16 protein-coding genes and 1 tRNA gene are annotated in these 22278 nt (G+C 32.6%); 7 read left to right on the top strand and 10 right to left on the bottom strand.

The features are described 5' to 3' along the window. Positions 1-97: 97 nt before the first annotated feature. Entirely contained in the window at positions 98-1369 is a 1272-nt protein-coding gene (gene serS / locus AAFN75_RS07555) for a serine--tRNA ligase (RefSeq protein WP_411808985.1), read from the bottom strand. A 360-nt stretch (positions 1370-1729) separates the two neighbouring features. Here serS and AAFN75_RS07550 point away from each other — a divergent pair, with 360 nt between their 5' ends. Both AAFN75_RS07550 and AAFN75_RS07545 read left to right on the top strand, forming a co-directional pair. Beyond that, positions 1730-2818 (top strand): helix-turn-helix transcriptional regulator, encoded by a 1089-nt coding sequence (locus AAFN75_RS07550; protein ID WP_411808984.1) that lies wholly within the window; start codon positions 1730-1732, stop codon positions 2816-2818. Positions 2819-3032: 214 nt separating this feature from the next. Further along, complete coding sequence (locus AAFN75_RS07545; protein WP_411808983.1) at positions 3033-6158, top strand: LamG-like jellyroll fold domain-containing protein; 3126 nt, start codon at positions 3033-3035, stop codon at positions 6156-6158. A 108-nt stretch (positions 6159-6266) separates the two neighbouring features. Here the strand turns inward: AAFN75_RS07545 and AAFN75_RS07540 are convergent, their stop codons facing one another. The 3 genes from AAFN75_RS07540 to AAFN75_RS07530 are packed head-to-tail and all read right to left on the bottom strand — an operon-like array spanning position 6267 to position 9078. Further along, positions 6267-7577, bottom strand: a complete 1311-nt coding sequence (locus AAFN75_RS07540; RefSeq protein ID WP_411808982.1) for an HTTM domain-containing protein — start codon at positions 7575-7577, stop codon at positions 6267-6269. Then, positions 7567-8502, bottom strand: a complete 936-nt coding sequence (locus tag AAFN75_RS07535) for a bifunctional riboflavin kinase/FAD synthetase (protein WP_411808981.1) — start codon at positions 8500-8502, stop codon at positions 7567-7569. The genes AAFN75_RS07540 and AAFN75_RS07535 overlap by 11 nt, the downstream gene beginning before the upstream one ends. 57 nt (positions 8503-8559) lie before the next feature. Beyond that, on the bottom strand, positions 8560-9078 hold the full coding sequence (locus AAFN75_RS07530; protein ID WP_411808980.1) for a hypothetical protein: 519 nt from the start codon (positions 9076-9078) through the stop codon (positions 8560-8562). A 100-nt stretch (positions 9079-9178) separates the two neighbouring features. Here AAFN75_RS07530 and AAFN75_RS07525 point away from each other — a divergent pair, with 100 nt between their 5' ends. Further along, positions 9179-11908, top strand: coding sequence for a reprolysin-like metallopeptidase (locus AAFN75_RS07525; RefSeq protein ID WP_411808979.1), 2730 nt, complete (start codon positions 9179-9181; stop codon positions 11906-11908). 71 nt (positions 11909-11979) lie between these two features. Here the strand turns inward: AAFN75_RS07525 and pth are convergent, their stop codons facing one another. From pth to AAFN75_RS07510, 3 genes are all read right to left on the bottom strand, one after another. Next, the gene (gene pth, locus AAFN75_RS07520; RefSeq protein WP_411808978.1) at positions 11980-12546 is read right to left on the bottom strand and encodes an aminoacyl-tRNA hydrolase; all 567 of its coding nucleotides are present in this window, start codon (positions 12544-12546) and stop codon (positions 11980-11982) included. 407 nt (positions 12547-12953) lie between these two features. Beyond that, the gene (locus AAFN75_RS07515; protein WP_411808977.1) at positions 12954-13586 is read right to left on the bottom strand and encodes a 50S ribosomal protein L25/general stress protein Ctc; all 633 of its coding nucleotides are present in this window, start codon (positions 13584-13586) and stop codon (positions 12954-12956) included. Between the two features lie 68 nt (positions 13587-13654). Further along, a complete protein-coding gene (locus AAFN75_RS07510) occupies positions 13655-14596 on the bottom strand; it encodes a ribose-phosphate pyrophosphokinase (RefSeq protein ID WP_144114957.1) in 942 nt (313 codons plus the stop codon). Positions 14597-14743: 147 nt separating this feature from the next. Between AAFN75_RS07510 and AAFN75_RS07505 the strand changes: the two genes are divergently transcribed. Further along, positions 14744-14823, top strand: a tRNA-Leu gene (locus AAFN75_RS07505). A 317-nt stretch (positions 14824-15140) separates the two neighbouring features. Beyond that, positions 15141-16301, top strand: a complete 1161-nt coding sequence (locus AAFN75_RS07500; protein ID WP_411808976.1) for a hypothetical protein — start codon at positions 15141-15143, stop codon at positions 16299-16301. Positions 16302-16353: 52 nt separating this feature from the next. On the opposite strand, the gene AAFN75_RS07495 is transcribed toward AAFN75_RS07500, so the two are convergent. Further along, complete coding sequence (locus tag AAFN75_RS07495) at positions 16354-17325, bottom strand: IS110 family transposase (protein ID WP_411808473.1); 972 nt, start codon at positions 17323-17325, stop codon at positions 16354-16356. A 405-nt stretch (positions 17326-17730) separates the two neighbouring features. Here AAFN75_RS07495 and AAFN75_RS07490 point away from each other — a divergent pair, with 405 nt between their 5' ends. Both AAFN75_RS07490 and AAFN75_RS07485 read left to right on the top strand, forming a co-directional pair. Further along, complete coding sequence (locus AAFN75_RS07490) at positions 17731-18363, top strand: imm11 family protein (RefSeq protein WP_411808975.1); 633 nt, start codon at positions 17731-17733, stop codon at positions 18361-18363. A gap of 278 nt (positions 18364-18641) precedes the next feature. Further along, positions 18642-19127 carry a hypothetical protein gene (locus tag AAFN75_RS07485; protein ID WP_411808974.1) on the top strand — a complete coding sequence of 162 codons (486 nt, stop codon included), beginning with the start codon at positions 18642-18644 and terminating at the stop codon, positions 19125-19127. A gap of 188 nt (positions 19128-19315) precedes the next feature. On the opposite strand, the gene AAFN75_RS07480 is transcribed toward AAFN75_RS07485, so the two are convergent. After that, positions 19316-21337 carry an OmpA family protein gene (locus AAFN75_RS07480; protein WP_411808973.1) on the bottom strand — a complete coding sequence of 674 codons (2022 nt, stop codon included), beginning with the start codon at positions 21335-21337 and terminating at the stop codon, positions 19316-19318. Between the two features lie 12 nt (positions 21338-21349). Then, the gene (locus AAFN75_RS07475; protein WP_411808972.1) at positions 21350-22264 is read right to left on the bottom strand and encodes a type IX secretion system membrane protein PorP/SprF; all 915 of its coding nucleotides are present in this window, start codon (positions 22262-22264) and stop codon (positions 21350-21352) included. Between the last annotated feature and the right edge of the window lie 14 nt (positions 22265-22278).

Here is a 22278-nt window from a genome sequence, read left to right as displayed (position 1 = left end):
AATAAAATAAAGCATGCTAAAATCGTTGAACAACATGAATAACATGCATTTCGTCGGTAAAAACAAATAAAAATACTATTTAATGTAGTCTTTTACTTTAATTTATGATTTTAAAACCTGTATATGGCTGAAGTACTTCTGGTATAACAATACCTTCTTCGGATTGGTAATTTTCAAGAATTCCGGCTAACACTCTAGGTAATGCTAAAGAGCTTCCATTTAAGGTATGCGCCAATTCGTTTTTACCTTCGCTATTTTTAAATCGTAGTTTTAAACGATTAGCTTGAAAAGTCTCGAAATTTGAAACAGAAGAAATTTCTAACCATCTATCTTGTGCCGTAGAAAACACTTCGAAATCGAAAGTTAAGGCTGCAGCAAAAGAGGTATCGCCACCACATAAACGTAAAATTCTGTATGGTAATTTTAATTCTTTTAAAATATCTTTTACATGGTCAATCATACCATCGAAAGCTTTATAAGAATTACTTGGGTGCTCTACGCGTATAATTTCAACTTTATCAAATTGATGTAATCTATTTAAACCTCTTACATGTGCACCGTAACTTCCCGCTTCGCGACGGAAACATGGTGTATACCCAGTAACACCAACCGGAAGTTCGCTTTCGCTTAAAACAACATCTCTAAAAATATTGGTCCCAGGCACCTCAGCTGTTGGTATTAGGTATAAATTATCTTCGGTAACATGGTACATTTGGCCTTCTTTATCTGGCAATTGTCCTGTACCAAGAGCAGAAGCTTCGTTTACCATAAGTGGTAATTGATATTCTGTATAGCCTGCAGCCGTATTTTTATCTAAAAAATAGGCAATTAATGCACGTTGTAACCGTGCGCCTTTCCCTTTATATACAGGGAATCCTGCTCCGGTAATTTTATTACCAAGCTCGAAATCTATAATATCGTATTTTTTGGCTAATTCCCAATGAGGCAAAGCACCATCGTGCAAAGTTGGTATATCGCCTTCTTTATAAATCTCTTCGTTATCGTCTTCAGAGTTTCCTTTTGGAACAGACGTATGTGGTACGTTTGGTATTTTATAAAGCAATTGGTTTAAAGCTTCTACCTTAGCGTTAAGCAAGTCTGAAAGGTCTTTTGAAGTCTCTTTTAAAATGCTTGTTTTTTCTTTTAAAACATTGGCTTTTTGAGCTTCTCCAGATTTGTACAAGTTTCCTATTTCTTTTGAAAGACTATTTGATTCTGCCAAAGTATTATCTAGTTCTGTTTGAAGACGTTTTCTATCGTCATCAAACGTAAGGACATTATTAATCATTTCAACCGCATTAATATTTCGTTTTGCTAAGGCTTCAACAACTAATTCTTTATTTTCTCTAATAAAAGTAACTTGTAACATGACATGAAAATTTAAGCGACAAATTTAATAAAATGAATTTTAGTACATGACAAAAATTAGTTTAAACCGTATTAACTTTAATAAACCAAAAAGCCTTGAAACAATTAAACTTATAAACAACTATTATTTAGTGTTTTAATTTTTAAATTCTAGTTATTTATTTTTTAAAAATGCTGTTTTTACTTTTTATCCCTGTTATTAATTGAGTTAAACAGTTATATTTGTTGATAAGATACACATAACTTTAATAAATGGGCGAAACTATTTTTAATTGTGAAGTTGAATAAATTGTCTTTATTGTTACAGTGCATTATAAAAGAGTGAGATGTTTTTAAACTTAATAAACATTTAATTAAAAATATGAACCTATCAAAATGGTATCAACTTATTAAGCCTAATTTCCGGTTTTATAAAGATGGTTTTTTTGAGTTTCCATATTTAGCAAACACGCCAGAATTATTCATAGAGTCTACAATAAAAACACCAGGAAGCAAACATATTAAGGATGAACAGGCGGTTTACAGAAACAATCCATTTATTAATGGAGAAATGCATTATAGACAAATTGAAGAGGGTTTATGGCTCACTATCACTAATTTAAAGTTTAAGTACGATACCGTTATTAAATCTAATTATGCCAATGGAATTCCTAGCGATCACTATTCAATAACTTTTACTGTATTTGAAAGCGAGGTTAAACTTCAAAATGTATTTATAGACAAAGTCCCTTTTCAAAACAAATTCTGGAGTTTTAAAAAACCAGGAACCGATGTAGGTGCTTGTTTTTATAAAGGATCAAAATGCCAATTTTACATCTATTACATAAGTCCTAGCTGGTTAGAAAAACATGTACCACTAGACATATTGGACCGTAAAATTCCTTTTAAAAAATTTTTAGATTCAAGCAAAGGGTTTATTTCTTATCAAGATATTGTACCTAATGCTGAAAATTTGTCGCATGAAATATTACATACCTTCAAAACATTTAATAAGGATGCTTTTAACACCACCATACTAAAAGCACAAACATTAAGTATAATATCTACCTTTTTTAAAAATGTTTTTGCAGATACTAGAACTGATAATTACCAAGAAAAAAGCTCTGTAGATTACAAAACTATTGCAAAGTGCGAATCGATGATTTCTACAAAATTATCCACCCCTTTTATTGGGATTGACGCACTTGCCAAAGCATTCAATATGTCTTCTTCTAAACTAAAAGCGGATTTTAAATCGGTTTACGGCACATCAATACTTCAATATAATATTGATAAAAAAATGGAACTTGCTATGCAGCTCGTCCTTAATACCACTATGCAAATTAAGCATATAGCAAAAGAAGTGGGTTATGATAGTTCCAGTAAATTTAGTGCAACCTTTAAAAAAAAACACGGAAAACTCCCTTCAGAATTGCGTTCGGATAGTATGTTAGACCAAAAGCCTGAATAATATTATAAAAACACTACTATTCCCTACTCCAAGTGGTCAATAAAACCACATATAGCTTAGTCAACAAATTTCAAAATAATCGACAAAATACTTAAAAATCCGTTTATTTGTCCGAACGGGCTACTCTTTTGTCCGAATGGGCTACTCAAAATATATTTCATAATATAAATTTGCGGCTTTAAAAACCCTTAAAAATAACTTTAAACCAAATTTTATGAAAAAATTTTATTTTTTAACACTACTCTTTTTAAGCATTTCTTTTAGTAATGCACAAAGTCAAGCCGAATATTTAAATTTTGATGGTCAAAACGATATTATCGGATTAGCTAATTCATTTAATTCTATGACCGATTATACTATTGAAACTTGGATAAAAACGGAAACCAACGGAACGATTGTATATAATACTTCCACCTATGATAATAGCTCTTTTGCAGTAAGTAATGGAAAGTTACAATACTCAGCAAATAGACATGGTTATGGAGGTTTTAATCTTACATCTAATCAAAATATAGATGATAATAGTTGGCATCATGTTGCAGTAACAATGAGCTCGCCAGCTACTAATGGTTTATGTAACTTATACATTGATGGTGTTTTAGATAATTCAGGTTCATTCGGTACTTTTTCAATTTCAATTGGGGGTTTAGGAATTGGAAACCATTTTACTCCATATTTTACTGGCTCTATAGATGAACTTCGTATTTGGGATGTAATAAGAACTGCTGCAGAAATTAATAGTGCAAAAGACGGTGAAATACAATGTAATGAGTCGGGTTTAGTTGCCTATTATCAATTCAATAAAGGTATTGATGCAGGCGAAAATACTAATGCAACTACTTTAACTGATGTAACGGGAAATGGGCATAATGGGCCATTAACTAATTTCGCTTTAACTGGAACATCTTCAAATTGGTTGGCTGGTTCTCCAATAACTTCACTTTCTTCTCCGCCAGATGTTGTTTCACCAATAGCATATGCACAAGATGACACAGCAACAGCATTAACTGCAACACCAGGTACAAATGGTATAAGTTTATTATGGTATACAGATGCAACGGGAGGAACTGGTTCAGTAAATGCGCCAACACCTTCAACTACAACGCTTGGAAATACTACTTACTATGTTTCTAGCGTTAATGCAAATGGTTGTGAAAGTGAAAGAGCAGAAATTGTAGTTACAGTAGCATTACCTGCAACACATTTAAATTTTGATGGTGTGGATGATTATATCACATTACCAATAGTGTCTACCTTTGATTTAACAAATAATATGACTATAGAATTCTGGATGAAATCTGGAGTTACACCTGAGCAATGGGATACCCTAATAGCAAAAGGTGACTATAGTTGGCGAATAGCTTTAAATACTAATGGAACTTTAAATTTTGCAGGAAGCGGTGGTTTCGGAGATGTTTCCTCAACCGTAAGCGTAATAGATAACGCGTGGCATCATGTTGCAGCTACTTACAATGGTATAGAAGCAACAATATATATAGATGGCTCTCCTAGCGGAAGTATTGCAGGAAGCGGAGATATCAATATTAATAATACGATTGCAGTAGCCATTGGAGAAAATTTAGAAATGCCTGGGAGGTATTATACAGGGAATTTAGACGAAGTTCGTATTTGGAATATTGCCAGAACAGCAGAACAAATTAACGGAAGTAAAAATTGCGAATTACAAGGTACTGAAACAGGTTTAATAGCCTACTACAATTTTAATCAAGGTGCCAATTCAGCAAATAACACTTCAGAGACTACAGCTATAGATGCAACAGGTGCAAATAATGGAACATTAACAAATTTTGATTTAACAAGCACAACTTCAAACTGGTTAGCTAACTCTCCAGTAACTACAGGTTCAATAATACCTTCTGAAGCAACAGTTACTACACCAGTAACATATAGCCAAGGTGAAACGGCATCACCATTAACAGCTACAACAGGTACAAATGGTACAGATTTATTTTGGTACACTACTGAAACGGGGGGTACCGGAACAACAACAGCACCTACACCAGATACCACGACAGTTAGTTCTACCTCGTATTGGGTTTCTAGCGTTAATGCAAATGGTTGTGAAAGTGAAAGAGCAGAAATTGTAGTTACAGTAGCATTACCTGCAACACATCTTAATTTTGGTGGTTTGAATGACTATGTAGATTGCGGTAACGACCCAAGCTTACAAATTACCGGAAATACAATTACCTTAGAGGCTTATGTGAAATTCAATACTTTTGGTTCAGAACATTGGTTAGGTAATATTATTAATAAAGCAGCACCAACTTCTAGTGGTTATATGCTAAGAGCTGGTGGTAATGGTGCCGTTAATTTTGTTGTAGCAAATTCTGGGTGGCATGAATTAACTACTCCAGATAATACAATTACTCTAGATACTTGGTTTCATATTGCAGGGGTGTATAATGGTACGACATCAAAAATTTACATTGATGGTATTGAGATTGCTTCAACTAATATTGCAATGGGTAATATTGGTAACTCTAATTTTAATGTAAACCTAGGGAGAGATCCTCAAGATACAAATAGAGGATTAGACGCAGCATTAGACGAAGTTCGTATTTGGAATATTGCCAGAACAGCAGAACAAATTAACGGAAGTAAAAATTGTGAATTACAAGGTACTGAAACAGGATTAGTAGCCTACTATAATTTTAATCAAGGCGCCGACTCATCAACTAATACTTCAGAGACTACAGCTATAGATCTAACAGGTACAAATAATGGAACATTAACAAATTTTGATTTAACAGGCACAACTTCAAATTGGTTAGCCGGTTCTCCAATAACAACAGGTTCAATAATTCCTTCTGAGACTACAGTTACTACACCAGTGACTTATAACCAAGGTGATACTGCGTCACCATTAACAGCTACAACAGGTGCAAACGGCACGGGTTTATTTTGGTACACTACTGAAACTAATGGAACAGGAATAACAACAGCACCAACACCAGATACTTCAAACGCAGGTTCAACATCATATTGGGTATCGAGTACCAACGATAACGGTTGTGAAAGTGAAAGAACAGAAATTGTAGTAAACGTAAACTCAAATACCCTTAATACAAACCCTTTTGACATAAGCGCAAAATTAAAAATGTATCCAAACCCAGCAACCAACGTTATTACTATTGATATTGCGGATTTAACTCTTGCCAAATTACAAATATTTGATATTACTGGTAAAGTTTTAAAAAACCAAGTTTTAAAAAGCGTTACAAATCGTATCGATATTACAAAATACCCAACTGGAATCTATTTGTTTAAAGTTCTTTCAAACGAAGGCACCGTAATAAACAAAGTAGTAAAGCAATAATAAATTAGTTTTTTTTAAGGTTGAAGCGGCTGTCCAATAAAAGGGCAGTCGCTTCTTTTTTTATGTTATATTATTTTGAAATAAAACGGTAATAAGTTTAAAACCACTCTACTTTAATGGTAAAATCCAATCGCTATGTTTAAAAACATCCCACTCCTCATTTGCAATATCAATAGCAGGATTTATAAAGGTTTTATAGGGTTTTCCGTTAATGCTAACTTTGCTCTCTACATACACCGCCACATCTACACCATCGGTCTTAAACTTTTGCTTTAAGTGTTTAGCAAACTGCCATATAACATCTGGTTTTGTACTTGCGGTTCTTATTTGTTTTTTAGACAAATAACCACTTAAATTAACCACATGACGTTGCCCTGTTTCTTTATTTTCAACCCAATATTTTGTTTTTCCACTTTTGGACCTCAGCATCATACGCCATGATAATCGATGACCTTCTTCTGTCCACAACACATTATCCTCAATAAAATGATGTCTTAACGGCAACCCAATTTGAATAATAAAATAGACTATAAACACGATTAACAAAGGTGTTTTTAACTTTGGAATTATTATAGTTTCACTATTATAAAAGGGTTTCTTTTTAAGAAATAGTTTTTGAATTTTTTCAGATGAAAAAAAGAATAATGAAAATGAAAGTGATAAATATGGAAAAATACCTATTTGAAATATTATTGAATTAAACAGGTGAAAGAAAATAGATACCACAAAAGCATACTTTCGTGTTGGTTTAAATAATAACAATGGAATAATTAAACCATCAAACAAAATACCACCGTAAGCCAATACATGATGTAACCATTTTTGCTGCAGAAACTCGCCAACTAACCAATAGTCTTTTTTGCCTCTCATCAATAATTCGATAAAGGTAGTGTCTAACCAATCGGGATATAATTTTGCTATTGACGCATAAGTATACACGATAAAAAGCTGCAATATAATAACCCAACGACACCACTGCGGCATGGAATAACTTGTAATATCTGGGTTTAATTTAGCATCTACCGAGGCATATGTATTGGCTGGTAAAAACACCATAATACTACTTAATAGCATTAATAAATAATAATGGTTGTTATAAGACGATTTTTGCATTAAATACGTCGCCGACCACATCAATGTAAATGCCAATATACTAAGCCTATATTTATAGCCAACCATAACAAGTAAGCCAAAAACACCCATAACGGCATAGTAATAGTACATACCATTACCTGGTAATGGCTGTAAAAACTCGAAACCTATAAAATTAAATGTAAAACTAGGATCAACTAAAGTACGTTTTATCCAACCGGTAAAAATTGCACCCACAGACTCTAAAAAACAAAGTAGGCCAAAAATAATCCTGAATACTATTAAAGCAGAATTATCTATATGTTTAAATAGCCAATTATTCAGCATTTTTTTCTGTAAAGTATGCTAATGCGGTAATTTTATCGTTTGCTAATTGATCTTTTAAGGCTTCAACTGAATTAAATTTTTGTTCATCACGAATTCTATTTAGCAAATTTATTTTGATAGTTTGATCGTATATATCAGCTTCAAAATCAAAAAAGTGGACTTCAATAGTTTGCATACTACCGCTTACTGTTGGGTTCATACCAATATTCATCATACCATAAACATCAATACCATTAATAGTAGAACTAACAATATAAGACCCTTGTTTAGGTATCAGTTTGTAATCTTCTTCAATATGAATATTAGCCGTTGGGAATCCTAATTGTTTACCTAATCCTTTACCTTTTGTTACAATACCTGTAAGCATAAATGGGTAACCTAAATAGTTGTTGGCACGTTCTACATCGCCTTCCATTAGCGCCGTTCGTATTTTGGTAGAGCTTACTGAAACATCATCAATATCTTGTGCCGAAATTTCTTCGACACCAAAGCCATAGGTTTCCCCAAAAACTTTTAAATTATTAATATCGGCATTTCTGTTTCTACCAAACCTATGATCGTAACCTATAATTACTTTTTTAGCATTTAATTTTTCAACCAAAATTTGCTTGACAAAATCTTCGGCAGAGAGTCTTGAAAACTCTTTAGTAAAGGTTTTTATTACTAAGAAATCTAGTCCAGAATCCTCTAAAATATCATGGCGTTCATTAATAGTATTAATTAATTTAATATTGGAGTCCTTTTGCAATACCATGCGCGGATGCGGAAAAAAGGTAAGAATAACAGATTGTAAGCCTTCTGCCTCTCCAGTTTTTATTAAACGTTTTATTATTTTTTGATGCCCAATATGCACACCATCAAAGGTGCCAATAGTTACAACCGTTGATTTATCTGGTAAGGAATTTAAATTACGCCTTGTTTTCAAGCTTTTTCTTTTCTACAAAACTAGTTATAATGACACTCAAATCAAATTTATAAGTAGCTATTGTAAACTAAAGGTGTGATTTATTTCATTTATAATTTGAGGAACTTCGGGAACAGTAAAAGCTAAATGTAGTTTAAAGTTGGTTTTATCAATCTTAGTTACACTTAACTTACCTTGATTAATTTTATAATATCCTGTTTGACCTTTGCAATAGCACCAACGGGCGAAAAAAAGCTTTTTAAATTTTAAATTACTAGTTTCAAAGTCCAGATTGTTTTTATCAAGTTCAATAAATACTTCTTCACGGTATCCGCTATCTTGATATTTGCTATTTCCGTTCTTCTTGTATTCGAATTTTACTACAAAACTATCACTATCCACCATTTCCAGGTACGGACTACCAAGATTATCTGTTTCAACCTTAAGTGCTTTATTTTCAATAATTTCGTAAGCACAAGCACCATTTTCGGGGCAAATAGCACGTTCTACTTTGCTTGCTATAGCTGTATTAAGACTACTTTTAGCTTTACACGATACCAAGCTAAATAATACACAAAACACATATAAATAATTCATAAACAAATATATGTTATTTTAAAATGAGAGTTAAATTTTTGCAAATGATACTTTTACAGCCTATTTTTAGCATCCCGTAAAAAATCTAATTTAAACTATTATGAAACATTTTTACCTTAAAAATTGTTTTTACCTACTACTTTTTATCTTTTTATCGACGTCTGTTTTTGCACAAAACACAAGTACTATTTGGTCTCAGGTTTCGGCGAAAGAAGCTTTAACTGGAAAAAAAATAAATAGAAAAACCGAACCTAAAAAATCGATATTTTATACTTTAGATGTAAACCAACTTAAAAACAAGTTAAGTCTTGCATCAAAAAACGCTTCTGGAAAAATTACAAAAAATCAAATAGTAGAATTTCCAAACAGTGAAGGTGGATTTGATAAATATAGCATTAAGGAGTCTTCCATTTTAGAACCAGCATTTCAAGAAAAACATCCAGAAATTAGAACTTATGTGGGTAAAAATATTAAAAACCCAGCATCGACAATAAACTTTAGTGTAACACCGCAAGGTTTGCACGCTATGGCACTATCTACAGGTAATGGCACTCAATTTCTAGATCCGTATACTAAAAACAACACTTATATAGCTTATAGTAAAAGAGATTTACCAGCTTTAAAAGAAGGGTTTGAGTGTTACGTACCGGATGATTTTACGCTTGAAAAAGAAACAAGTAACAGTGCAAAATTACTTAATGCAAACGATAGTAAATTAAGAACCTTTAGATTAGTGCTAGCTTCTACGGTTGAATATTCTGAATACCATTGGAAAGCCGCTGGATTAACAATTGCCGATTCTGAAGCCGCTAAAAAAAATGCTGTTTTACAAGCCATGGTTACTACCATGACTCGTGTTAACGGTCTTTTTCAAAAAGATTTAGCCTTAAAAATGGTTATGGTAGATAATACAGATCTTATTTTTATTGACTCGGATAATTTTACCAATGACGATGCAGATCTTTTAATAGATGAAAGTCAAGTTGAAATAGATAACGCTATTCTTTCTGCAGATTACGATATAGGTCATACATTTAGCACTGGTGGTGGTGGTTTAGCCTCTTTAAACTCACCATGTGTTACCGCTAGAAAAGCGATGGGTATTACAGGATCGTCACTACCTGTTGGAGATGCCTACGATATAGATTTTGTAGCTCATGAAATGGGACACCAATTTGGAGCACCACACACATTTAATGGAAGTACTAGCAATTGTGCCGGCAACAGAGAGTCAAGCAATGCATACGAACCTGGAAGTGGTAGTACGATAATGGCTTACGCAGGTTTATGTTCGCCACAAAATATACAATCTCAAAGTGATGTTTACTTTCATCAAAAAAGTATTCAAATGATTTGGGATAATATAACCACAGGTGCTAGTACTTGTAGTACCGAAAGCACTTTAACAAACAGCGCACCAACGGCTAATGCCGGCGCAAATTATACCATTCCTATTTCTACACCTTATAAACTAACAGGAGCATCAACAGATGCCGATGGCACAGCATCACACACCTACACTTGGGAACAATACGATTTAGGAGCTGCAGGTTTACCACAAGAAACTAATACCACTGGTCCTTTAGTGCGTTCTTTTGAAGGAACAACTAATACAACGCGATATATACCTAATTTAAAAGACTTAAAAACTAGTGCTGGATCTACAACTTGGGAGAAATTAGCCTCGGTTGATAGAGCTATTAATTTCCAGTTAACGGTAAGAGACAATAATGAAGATGGCGGACAAACTGCAACCGATGGTATGACTGTTACTACTACCGCAAACGCTGGCCCGTTTTTAGTGACTTCGCAAAATACAACTGGTATTAGCTGGTCTGAAGGCACAACCGAAACTATAACTTGGGATGTAGCTGGTACAACAGGAAACGGCGTTAATACGGCTAATGTAAACATATTACTATCTACCGATGGTGGCTTAAATTATGATACTGTTTTAGCGAGTAATGTACCTAATGATGGATCGCACGACATAGTTGTGCCGAGTGAATTATCGGCCTTTTGTAGAGTTATGGTTGAAGCGGAAGGCAATATATTTTTCGCAATAAATACCGAAGATTTCACTATTGGTTACACCATTGTAGAAACATGTACGTCATACAACTCTACAGATCCTAATTTACCTTTAACCATATCAGATAATGAAAGTGATTTTACCGAAGTATCATTTGTAAACGTACCGGCAACAGGAACTGTTTCGGGTGTTACACTTACTGTAAACATATCGCATAATTGGCCTGGTGATATTTTATTAGGATTACAAAGTCCTGAAGGTAATTTAATAACCCTTTTAGAATCGTATACGCCTTGCCAAGGTGAAGACAGTAATTTAGTAGTTACTTTTGATGATAATGGCACCGAATTTAACTGTACCACAACTGGCGATGGTTTAACCATGAAATCGCCATCGGCATCGCTTAGTGGTTGGAATGGTGAAGCTGCCAATGGTAATTGGTTACTAGGTCTTGGCGACTCTGGAGTGGATGATATTGGTGCTTTAAACAGCTGGTCTATAGAGGTATGCTCGTTAGAATTACTTCCATTACATACTACTAGCTTTGAGTTTAACGATTTGGTGGTTTACCCAAACCCAAACAAAGGTGAGTTTACCATTAAACTTGATAGCGCAGCATCGAATAATATTAGTGTTAACATTGTAGATTTAAGAGGACGCGTTATTTATAACAACACATATACCAATAGCAGTAACTTTGAAGAAACTTTAAAATTAAACAACGTACAATCTGGTATGTATATTTTAAATATTAGTGACGGTATAAAGCAAGCAACTAAAAAAATAATTATTGAGTAATACACGCCCTTTAGGGCAACCTAAAAGGTGTTAGTAAATAAAAAAGGAAGGTTTTAAAAAACCTTCCTTTTTTATTTACCATTAAAAGCATTCATGGTGTTATTTATACCTGCTAATCCAAAAGATTTTATTATTTCTGATGCTTTATCTAAGCGCTCTTTAAGCTTTGCTGTTTCTTCGGGTGTCCATTCTCCTAATACATAATCTACTTGCCTGCCTTTACTAAAGGCATCGCTTATACCAAACCTAAAACGGTTATATTTATTGGTATTTAAAGTGTTTTGCGTGTCTTTTAAACCGTTATGACCGCCATCGCTTCCTTTTGTTTTTACACGTATGCTACCAAAGGGTAGGTTTAAATCGTCGGTGATTACTAATAGATTTTCTACAGGAATTTTTTCTTTTGTTAACCAATATTGAATGGATTTTCCGCTTAAATTCATGTAAGTACTTGGTTTTAAAAGCAAAAAGGTTCTTCCTTTTAGTTTATAAGTAGTTACATCGCCTAATTTTTGGGTTTCGAAGGTTAGGTTTTCTTGATTTGCAAAGTGGTCTAACACTTTAAACCCGATATTGTGCCGTGTGTTTTCGTACTTTTCGCCAATATTACCTAAACCAACGATTAAAAATTTTTTCATAGGATTTTGTTCTTCTATATAATTTCTCTTTTTAAATAAATTCAAGAAAGATTGCCACATATTTTTAAAAGCTAAAATACATTAAACATGCCAAAAATAAAGGTTTTTTTTAAAACTGAGTGCTGTGTAATTTGTGCTGTTAAATAGTTTATTATTATTGACTACTCTTAGCAGGCTAACCCGCGTTAGGGATTGAAACGGCATCCTTTTTAAAGGTTCGCAAAATAAAAACTTGTGTTTAAACTATAATGTAATAGATTGTAACGTAACCCACTCCTAGCAATGACACTTTAAAAAGATATAGTGTAAAGCCCGACCCTTGTGGTAACGCCTTAATTAGAATGTTGTAAAAACAAAAAAGCATCCCAAAATATTGGAATGCTTTTATATTAATGTGCAATACTAGTTTATTCTTGTACTGCAGCTGTATCATCAGTTTCTGTAGCTGGTACATCTCCTGCTTCATCTTCATCGTCATCAGCATCTACTACTGCTGTTCTAGATGTTCTTACTTGACATACTACTGTGTTATCTGAGTGTAAGAATGTGTAATCTCCACTTGGTAAATCGCCTACTGCAACTTTATCTCCAATTTTAAGAGGTGTAATATCGATCTCTATAAAATCTGGTAAGTTTGCTGGTAAAGCTTTTATACGAAGTTTACGGTTGTTTCTTCTTAAAACACCACCGTTTTTAACACCTTTAGAGTTACCTACAAGTTGTACAGGGATATCTAATGCTATTTCCTTATCATCGAATAACTGATAGAAATCTACGTGTAAAATTCTGTCTGTTGTTGGGTGAAATTGGATGTCTTGAAGTACTGCTTTTAATACTTCGCCACCTTCTAAATTAATCACAACTGTATGCGCATTTGGCGTGTATACAAGTTTAGAGAAGGCTAATTCTGGTGCAGCGAAATGCACTGGCTTGTCTCCTCCGTATAATACGCAAGGAACCTGACCAGCATTACGTAAGGCTTTTGTTGCTTTTTTGCCCACGCTTTCTCTTTGAGATCCGTTGATTGTAATTGATTTCATTTTGTTTATTTAAAATTAATAATTAATACTCATGTTTGTTGCGCTTAAATAATTGATTTAGCGCTTTTTTACATTACAAATTTTGAACTGATAGATTGGTTGTTATGTACTTTCTCCATAACCTGCGCAAATAAATCTGCACAACTTAATACCTTTATTTTATCGCTTAAAGGTTTTACTGGTATAGAGTCTGTTACTATAAGTTCTTCTAATTTTGAATTGTTTATGTTTTCGTAAGCTTTACCAGATAAAATAGGGTGTGTACAAATGGCTCTTACGCTAAGTGCACCACGCTCCATCATTAAATCTGCTGCTTTTGTTAATGTTCCGGCTGTATCAACCATATCGTCCACTAACACTACATTTTTACCTTCTACATTACCAATAAGCTCCATGTGCGAAATGATATTGGCTTTTGCTCGTTGTTTATAACATATTACAACATCGCTTTTTAAGGCTTTAGAATAGGCATAGGCTCTTTTGGAACCTCCCATATCTGGTGACGCAATGGTTAAATTATCTAGATTTAGGCTTTGTAAGTATGGTAAAAAGATTGTTGATGCAAATAAATGATCTACAGGTTTTTCGAAAAACCCTTGGATTTGATCTGCATGTAAATCCATAGTAATAATACGTGTTGCGCCTGCTGCTTCTAGCATTTTTGCTACTAATTTTGCTGCAATTGGTACTCGAGGCTTATCTTTTCTGTCTTGTCTTGCCCACCCAAAGTAAGGCAATACAGCTGTTACGTGTCTTGCTGATGCTCGTTTTGCTGCATCAATCATTAACAACATTTCCATTAAATTTTCTGGTCCAGGATTGGTAGATCCTATAATGAAAATACGAGTTCCTCTAATAGATTCTTCGTAAGAAGGCTGAAACTCACCATCGCTATAGGTAGATGTAATAACATTACCCAATTCTGCTCCAAATGCTTTGGCTATTTTTTCGCCTAGAACTTTACTTTGTGTACATGCAAAAATTTTGGCTTCTGTAATTACAATTGGCATAGTTAACTTGTTGTTTTTGAGTGCGGAAACACTAGCTGTTTTTTAACGAGGTGCAAATTTATGCATTTATTTTAATCTAAAATGTATAATGACTAGTATTTTTGCGCATAATATCGAAAAAAACTATATTTTTGCTGTCCTATTACTGCTCAAGTGGTGGAATTGGTAGACACGTCGGATTCAAAATCCGATTCTTCGGAGTGCGGGTTCGATTCCCGCCTTGAGTACTCATATAAACCGTAATATATTGAAATCAATATATTACGGTTTTTTTTATTTCATATTTTGCCGAAATATTGTCGAATATATTGAGGGAATTTAATAAACACATCTTATTAAAGAGATTAAATACAATTAACAGGTATTAATATAAAAGATCTAACTTAACTTACAATCCAAATAAATATTTAAATTAATAAAGAATTTATTTACATTTTTATTACTAAATTTGAATGTATAAGGTGGATATAGACAATTGTCTATATCCAATTGTTGTGCGTCATTTCCACTCAAACTCGAAAAACCAGTAAAATATTGAAAATTAATGATTAAAAAAGTAGCGAATAACGAAACGAATCAAGAACCAATGAATCTTGAACCTACTGAAAAAATTATTGAAAAGCTTGATTATTATCGTTCTCTAATACCAAAACTTCACGAGTTTTCTGATAAAGAAATTGCAGAATTAAAGAAAGATGTTGGAACTTTTTTCAATATAAAACCTGTAGTTTTTTCAAAACAAGTACCTGAATATTTAGTCCGAATTTCGAGTAACACTAATATTTTAGGTAAAGACCTAAATTTTATAACAGATATAGACCATCTTCTTTCACCACCAAGTCATTTAAGTAAATTCAACCGTTGCAATTTACCTGGAGAAGAAGTTATTCATTGTGCAACTGATGAAACGACAGCTTATTGGGAAACTAAACCAAAAAAAGGAGATGTAATATCCATCAGCTTATTTAAGGCAAAGGAAAATGCGACTCTTAACTGTGCGGTTATTGACCCAAAAATGAAAGCACCGAAAAAAATCAGTAATCGACTAGAAGAAGTATATTATATAATTAATGACTTTTTTGTAGAAGTTTTTACAATGCCAGTTGAACGTGACAATCCGAAAAAATATTTCTTCAGCTCAACCATATCATCTGAACAGTTGTTTTATCCAATAGATTCAGAACATAATATAGAAGCAATGGTATATCCAAGTGTTCAACGAAAAATGAACGGACATAATTTTGCTCTAAAAAACGATATTATATTAAAAAAATATGATTTAGTAGAAGTTACAACTCGTTTTATTATTGAGGAATATGACAATATCGACCCAACAACATCTGACAGACCAATAGACGATTTAATTGCTTCAATTAGTATAAAGGAATTTGACTTTGACAAAAGGAAACTAATTTATCCAAAAGATTTTTACGACAGGTTCGATTTTTTTAGAAAACTTCAATTATCAGGTGGAAAACAGGTTAGATTTGAAAAGCCTATGGGACAAAAAGAATTCAATGAATATCTAAAAACTCAAAGCATTCTTAAGAAAACTGATAAAACAAAAGGCGTAATTAAAAAATATGGTAGAAATGATAAAGTAACTGTTATGTACCATAATAATGGTCCAGTAAAAAAGGATATTAAGTATAAATATGTAGAAAAAGATATCAAGGAAAATAAATGTATGATAATTAAAGACTGATAAAAAACGAACGCACAACAAAGTACTGTGGTAAAAAACAAGTAAAAACTCATTAATTTATCACAAAAACACTTCGATAAGTTTGATCGTAAACCAATCCTGATTTTGCAATAGCAAATGCTTGTTTTAATAACTTATTACAAACTGCTATTAATGCTAATTTTTTACTCTTTCCTTTAGCTACTAATCGCTCATAAATTTCTCTGCAAGCTTTGTTGTATTTACAAGCATTAAAACTGCACATAAATAATAAATTCCGAAGCTTTTGATTACCTATTTTACTAATTCTGCTCCGTCCATTTACGCTACTTCCACTTTTTCTAATTACAGGAGTTAGACCTGCATAACTACACAATTCACTTCCGCTTGTAAAACGCCCGAAACCATCTGTCAAAACAACCAACATTAGTGCTGTTTTTTTTCCAATGCCTGGGATACTTTTTAAACGTGTTATAACATCTTGATGCACTTGTTTTACTAACATCGTTAGTTTCTCTTCCATGGCTTTTATTTCTTTTTGAACCTGTTTCAAACTGCGTTTTAAGGAACGTAAAACATCTTTACTTGGATTACCTAAAACAGCTTCGCCATGTAATTTGTTTTTTAACATGGTGCTTTGTTTTGTATATACTGAAAGGAGTCTGGTCATCTGAAGGCATTCTGTTTGATGCTTAGAGTTGCCTTGCCAAAGTTTCACTTCTACCTGTTTTGCATACTCACAGATAAGTTTTGAATCACTCTTATCTGTCTTTACCTTAGACAACTTCATCTGGATAAAACGCTTTACTGATAATGGGTTTTCTACTGACACTTTGATACCTGATTCAAGTAAATAATAGGCAAGCTGGTAGTGATAATATCCTGTAGCTTCCATGACACAATGACTATTATTTTCTATAAGTTTTACAAACTTTTTAAAACCTAAAATACTATTTTTAAACTGATAGTAATTGCCATCTGAATCCGTGACATCGAAAACTAAATGACTGATGTCTATTCCAAAATATTTAATATCTTTATTCATAAGAAAATGTTTTTTGAAAGGACAAGCTACGCGAGTTTCAACGACTTAAAATCGAGGTCTTAAAGCCTCATAGAACTGTACGAAATCTGTGTAGTAAAGAGAGGGGATTTTCAATGTTGACGAAGTCTCAAGCTTCTGCGTATATAATAACCTTAATCCTCTCTTTTGTCTTTTCTGATTATAACCTAAATTTAATGAATTGTAAACTTAAGACGTATATAATCCATTGCTAGTACTCGCCTACTTACGAAAATCCTCGCGGATTTTCTATTAGGTTTTTATTTGCTAAATTACGTGCTAAACCACGCAACGTATCATATACAAAAACGTTAGCAAAAACCTATAAAGTTTGTAGTCGAATAGTAACGATAAGATAATTAGCATATAAACCAGTCCTTTTTATAAATGAATTATAAGATATTAGTTGATTCCAATTCGCTATACGAATTTGCAGATGAGAAAACTCGTCAATCGGTATTTGATGCTTTGATACTTAATGGAAAAAAGACGAATTATGATTTTGATGATTTACTCAATATCCAAAGTCAAAAAAATATTCCCGATAATATTTTAAACATTAATAAAACACCTGTTTTAACTGTAGGAGGAAAACTATTTATTTCCAAAAGCATTAAAAATATCTTTGAAAGGCATAGAGTAAGTGGGGAATACTTTGAGACTCGGGCAAAAATAAATGGTATCGCTTTTCATGAAGATTATTATTTGTTTAATCCATTAATTGGGTTAGATTGTTTGGATTACAAAAACTCCACTTATCACAGAGAGTATGATAATTGGAGTAAACTATATAACATTTCTAAAATTACATCTTTGAAAATTGATGAAAAAAAAATACCCAATAATCTACCGTTATTTTTTTTGGGACAATTTCCTCACAAAGAAAATGATAATCGGATTTTAGATAATATCATCTTCATTAGTAATGATTTATCAAAAGAATTATTAAAATCTAAAATATTAGGAGTCAATATTTTCGAAATTGGAAAATATGACCGTAGTTGGAAATGGAAGTGTTAATGGTAAAACAGAACGCAAAAGCCAATTGCCAACAAAACCTATAAACAATACGAGCTTCGGGCTTAAACAAATGGTTTACGTATTTTTAAAAGGTCGCGAAATCTTTAAGATTTCGCTTTAACAAAAAAAAGAAAAAATAAAACTAAAAGATTTCGCTTTGTGCGTGGCGGAAAGCAAACGCTAGTTTGCTCCCGTACTGTTCATAGCCACACTGTTACCACACATGAAAAAAACAAGAAAATGGCATAATAATTGACTTAATAAAAAAAACCTTATTTATGAACAAGTTAAAATTACCAATAGCATTTACTTTTTTATTAATTATTTTTACAGCATGCAGTAAGGATGATGCTGATACTTCATATGAAATTTACACAATTGAAGATTTAAAATTGCTACACAATAATAGCTCTAAAACATGGGAATTAGAAGCTTACTATCAGAATTATGATAATTGGATAAGTGATAAAAATGATTGTTTAATTGATGATATCTACATTTTTAAAACAGATAATGAAGTAGAAGTGATTAGTGGAAATGAAAACTGTTATTATGGTGATTCAGAAATAGCCGAAACAAGCTATACTTTTTATGAAGAAGAAGGGGGAGTTTGGTTGACTATGACTCGGGGAGAAATAACAGATGATATTGTCAGTAGTACGTTTTTTACATTAAAATTAATCGAATTACAAGAAGATAGAATGGTGTTTTCTAGTGGGGATAAAAGAGATTATAAAACAGCTTTAATTTTCGTTACTAACTAAAAAACGTGTGGTAACAAAGTGTGTAAATAATTACTTTGGTCGTTGCTTATTTGAAAAATTCCGTTTTCAGTGATACAATTTAACCGTTTTTTGTACTATGAACTAACACTTTTAAGAACTTAAAATAAAAAGAAGCGAGCTAATTACCCGCTTCCAAACTACTAATAACATATCTGTTTAGTCTTTTATCACATCCTTATAATAATAAACTCAGACCTTCTGTTTAGTTGGTGTTGAGCTTCAGTACATTTTACTCCATTGGTGCAATTATTTATTAATTGCGATTCTCCAAATCCTTGTGCGCTTTCAATTCTATTTGATTGAATTCCTTGACTAATTATATAATCTCTAGTAGATTTAGCCCTTCTATCTGATAAGCTTAAGTTATACGCATCACTATTTCTAGCATCTGTATGAGACTCTATTTTTATAACCATCTTAGGATATTGAGCCATCAGTAAAACAATTTTATTCAATTCAATAGAAGCATCATTTCTAATGAATGATTTATCTAGATCAAAATAAATAATACCTATTTTTATTTTAAGCACCCCCTTTTCTTCTACTATTAACTCATTAAGAGTTTCAAGACCTAAGGCAACAACAGTTTCTCCATTTTCATTTAATGTTAAGACAGGTTTTTCTTTAACTTCATATCCTGTTTTTGCAGCTACAACTTTAAATTTCGTAGCACAGTTTAATGTTGTATTAAATGTGTATGCACCAGCTATACTAGTTGTTGTCGATTCTAGTTCTTTACCTGTTTCTGAAAACAAAGTCATTTTTACATTAGCTATACGTTCTCCAGTAATTGTATTTGAAACATAACCTCTAATTAATTGCTTACATAAAACATCTTCTTTTGGTAAACGAACAAAAGAATAAATATCATCATCTCCTTTTCCTGTTAACCTGTTAGAACATACAAAACCTTTATTCTTTTCTTCATTTACAATAAAACCGAAGTCGTCTAACTCACTATTTAAAGGTGCCCCTAGATTAACTGGCTTTTGAAAGGTAGTATCAATAATTCTACTTTCGTAAACATCTAACCCTCCAAGACCTAAATGTCCATCAGATGCAAAATACAATGCACTATCTGTTATGTAAGGAAACATTTCTCGTCCTGCTGTATTTACTTTTTCGCCTAAGTTTCGTGGTTTAGAATACCCTGTATATGTACTGTCTTGAATTTGACTGTTTGTTTCATCATCTAAAATATCTACAACAAATACATCTGTTCCTCCTATTGAACCAGGCATATCCGAAACAAAATACAATAGCTTTCCATCTTTACTTACTGTTGGATGCCCTACAGAATAATTTTCACTATTAAAAGGTAGCTCTTTAATATTTTTCCATGTTAGTAAACTATCAGAATCTTTTCCCAGCTCAGCACTATAAAGTTTTAAATGATTTGTTCCTTTATTATCTCGTCCTAAATCACCATTATAATTATTTCTAGTAAAGTATATTTTAGTTTCATCTGGAGAAAAAGCTAACGTAGCTTCGTGATAACGCGTGTTTAATTTCTTTGAAAAGTCTTTAATCAATTTAACATCAGATCCTATTTTATTTAGCTCTCCGAGATACATATTTAAAAAAGGTTGCTCATTCCAATGGTAAATTCTTGTGTGATAATTTGATGAATCTATAGCAGAAGAATACACTAATTTATCTTTATAATACATGGGTCCAAAATCAGAATACTTAGTATTAACTGCTACATTTTTTAATACAAAACCTGGCTCAATATCTAAAACATCTTCCACTGTTAAATCGTTTTGATCTAACAACTCAGATCTACCATCCTTATTTTCTGTTCTTTTAGCAAATTCTTTCATCCACCGTTTAGCTTCTTTATATTCTCCAATACCTTCTAAAGCATGTGCATATCTAAAAATATATTCCGTATCTACATCAGAGTAAAAATCAGATATTAATTTATCATACCATACATAAGCATTTTTCATATCTGTATTAAAGAAATATGAATCACCAGCACGCTTTAAAAGATTAACATAAGTTGAATCATTTACCGTATTTGATTCTTTATTTTTTCTTTCAAACTTATTAAGCTCAAGTTCATACAAAACCGAAGCTTCTTTGTACCACATTCTATCAAAAAGCTTATCTGCTCTTTTATTTGAACTTTGAGAAAAAGAGATACTAATAGTAAATAATAATAAAAGTGTAATTGTATTTTTCATGTAGTTCATTTTTTAAAAGAAACGTGGAGATTTTAATTGTTTTTCTCTAGATCTTAACTCGAAACGCAGCATAATTTCGTGAGATCCAGAGTTGAAATTTTGTAATCTAGTTGTTGTTGCATCGTACGCATAACCAACCATTAATTTAGGCCCCAATTGCAAACCTATTAAACCACTAACAGAATCGTCCCATCGGTATGCAACTCCTAATCTTAAAACATCATCAAACATAAAGTTTGCAGACAAGTCTACTATAATAGGAGCTCCAACAACAAATTTTCCTAAAAAAGCTGGTTTAAACTGAACTCTTGGACTTAAATCAAACACTTTACCAGCTATTAAAAAATAATGTAAACGTTCAGCAGCTATGGCATTTTGCACACCATCATAATGCTCGTCTGTTAAAAAATTTGGAACAGATAAACCAACATAACTATTATCGCTATGCCAATAAACCCCTGCTCCTACGGTTGGCAAAAATTTGTTATTTATGTTTTCAAATACACCTTCTGGCTCTTGGAAATTACCTTTAGTGAAATCAAGACTCAACATTCTCCCTCCTCCTTTTATACCAAATGAAAGTCGACTATCATTATTTAAATTTAAAGTATATGAGAAATTGGCATCAATATAAAATTCATCTGAAGGACCTAGGCGGTCGTTAACTAAAACGACCCCTAGACCTACATTTTTACCTACTGGCGATTCTACACTAAAAGATTGTGTTTTTGGAGCACCATCTAAACCAACCCATTGCGTTCTATGCAGACCAGTTGCTGTTAAATGCCCTCGGGAACCTGCATAAGCAGAGTTAACCGTAAGCGTGTTAAACATATAATCTGTATACTGCGGGTCTTGCTGGGCATAGCTGCAATGAAATGCCAAGACTAATACCAGACCTACTACTATTTTTAATTTTAAATTCATCTCTAAATTTTTAT

It is taken from the genome of Algibacter sp. AS12 (assembly GCF_046736315.1).
Taxonomy (GTDB): domain Bacteria; phylum Bacteroidota; class Bacteroidia; order Flavobacteriales; family Flavobacteriaceae; genus Algibacter_B; species Algibacter_B amylolyticus.
This window is presented reverse-complemented; position numbering and strand designations above follow the sequence as displayed.

Bases quoted from the DNA above. Each gene is read 5' to 3' on its own strand.
- AAFN75_RS07530 (WP_411808980.1), bottom strand. From the start codon at position 9,078: ATGAATTATTTATATGTGTTTTGTGTATTATTTAGCTTGGTATCGTGT.
- AAFN75_RS07500 (WP_411808976.1), top strand. From the start codon at position 15,141: ATGATTAAAAAAGTAGCGAATAACGAAACGAATCAAGAACCAATGAAT.
- AAFN75_RS07485 (WP_411808974.1), top strand. From the start codon at position 18,642: ATGAACAAGTTAAAATTACCAATAGCATTTACTTTTTTATTAATTATT.
- AAFN75_RS07495 (WP_411808473.1), bottom strand. From the start codon at position 17,325: ATGAATAAAGATATTAAATATTTTGGAATAGACATCAGTCATTTAGTT.
- pth (WP_411808978.1), bottom strand. From the start codon at position 12,546: ATGAAAAAATTTTTAATCGTTGGTTTAGGTAATATTGGCGAAAAGTAC.
- serS (WP_411808985.1), bottom strand. From the start codon at position 1,369: ATGTTACAAGTTACTTTTATTAGAGAAAATAAAGAATTAGTTGTTGAA.
- AAFN75_RS07480 (WP_411808973.1), bottom strand. From the start codon at position 21,337: ATGAAAAATACAATTACACTTTTATTATTATTTACTATTAGTATCTCT.
- AAFN75_RS07550 (WP_411808984.1), top strand. From the start codon at position 1,730: ATGAACCTATCAAAATGGTATCAACTTATTAAGCCTAATTTCCGGTTT.
- AAFN75_RS07510 (WP_144114957.1), bottom strand. From the start codon at position 14,596: ATGCCAATTGTAATTACAGAAGCCAAAATTTTTGCATGTACACAAAGT.
- AAFN75_RS07515 (WP_411808977.1), bottom strand. From the start codon at position 13,586: ATGAAATCAATTACAATCAACGGATCTCAAAGAGAAAGCGTGGGCAAA.
- AAFN75_RS07475 (WP_411808972.1), bottom strand. From the start codon at position 22,264: ATGAATTTAAAATTAAAAATAGTAGTAGGTCTGGTATTAGTCTTGGCA.
- AAFN75_RS07540 (WP_411808982.1), bottom strand. From the start codon at position 7,577: ATGCTGAATAATTGGCTATTTAAACATATAGATAATTCTGCTTTAATA.
- AAFN75_RS07545 (WP_411808983.1), top strand. From the start codon at position 3,033: ATGAAAAAATTTTATTTTTTAACACTACTCTTTTTAAGCATTTCTTTT.
- AAFN75_RS07525 (WP_411808979.1), top strand. From the start codon at position 9,179: ATGAAACATTTTTACCTTAAAAATTGTTTTTACCTACTACTTTTTATC.
- AAFN75_RS07490 (WP_411808975.1), top strand. From the start codon at position 17,731: ATGAATTATAAGATATTAGTTGATTCCAATTCGCTATACGAATTTGCA.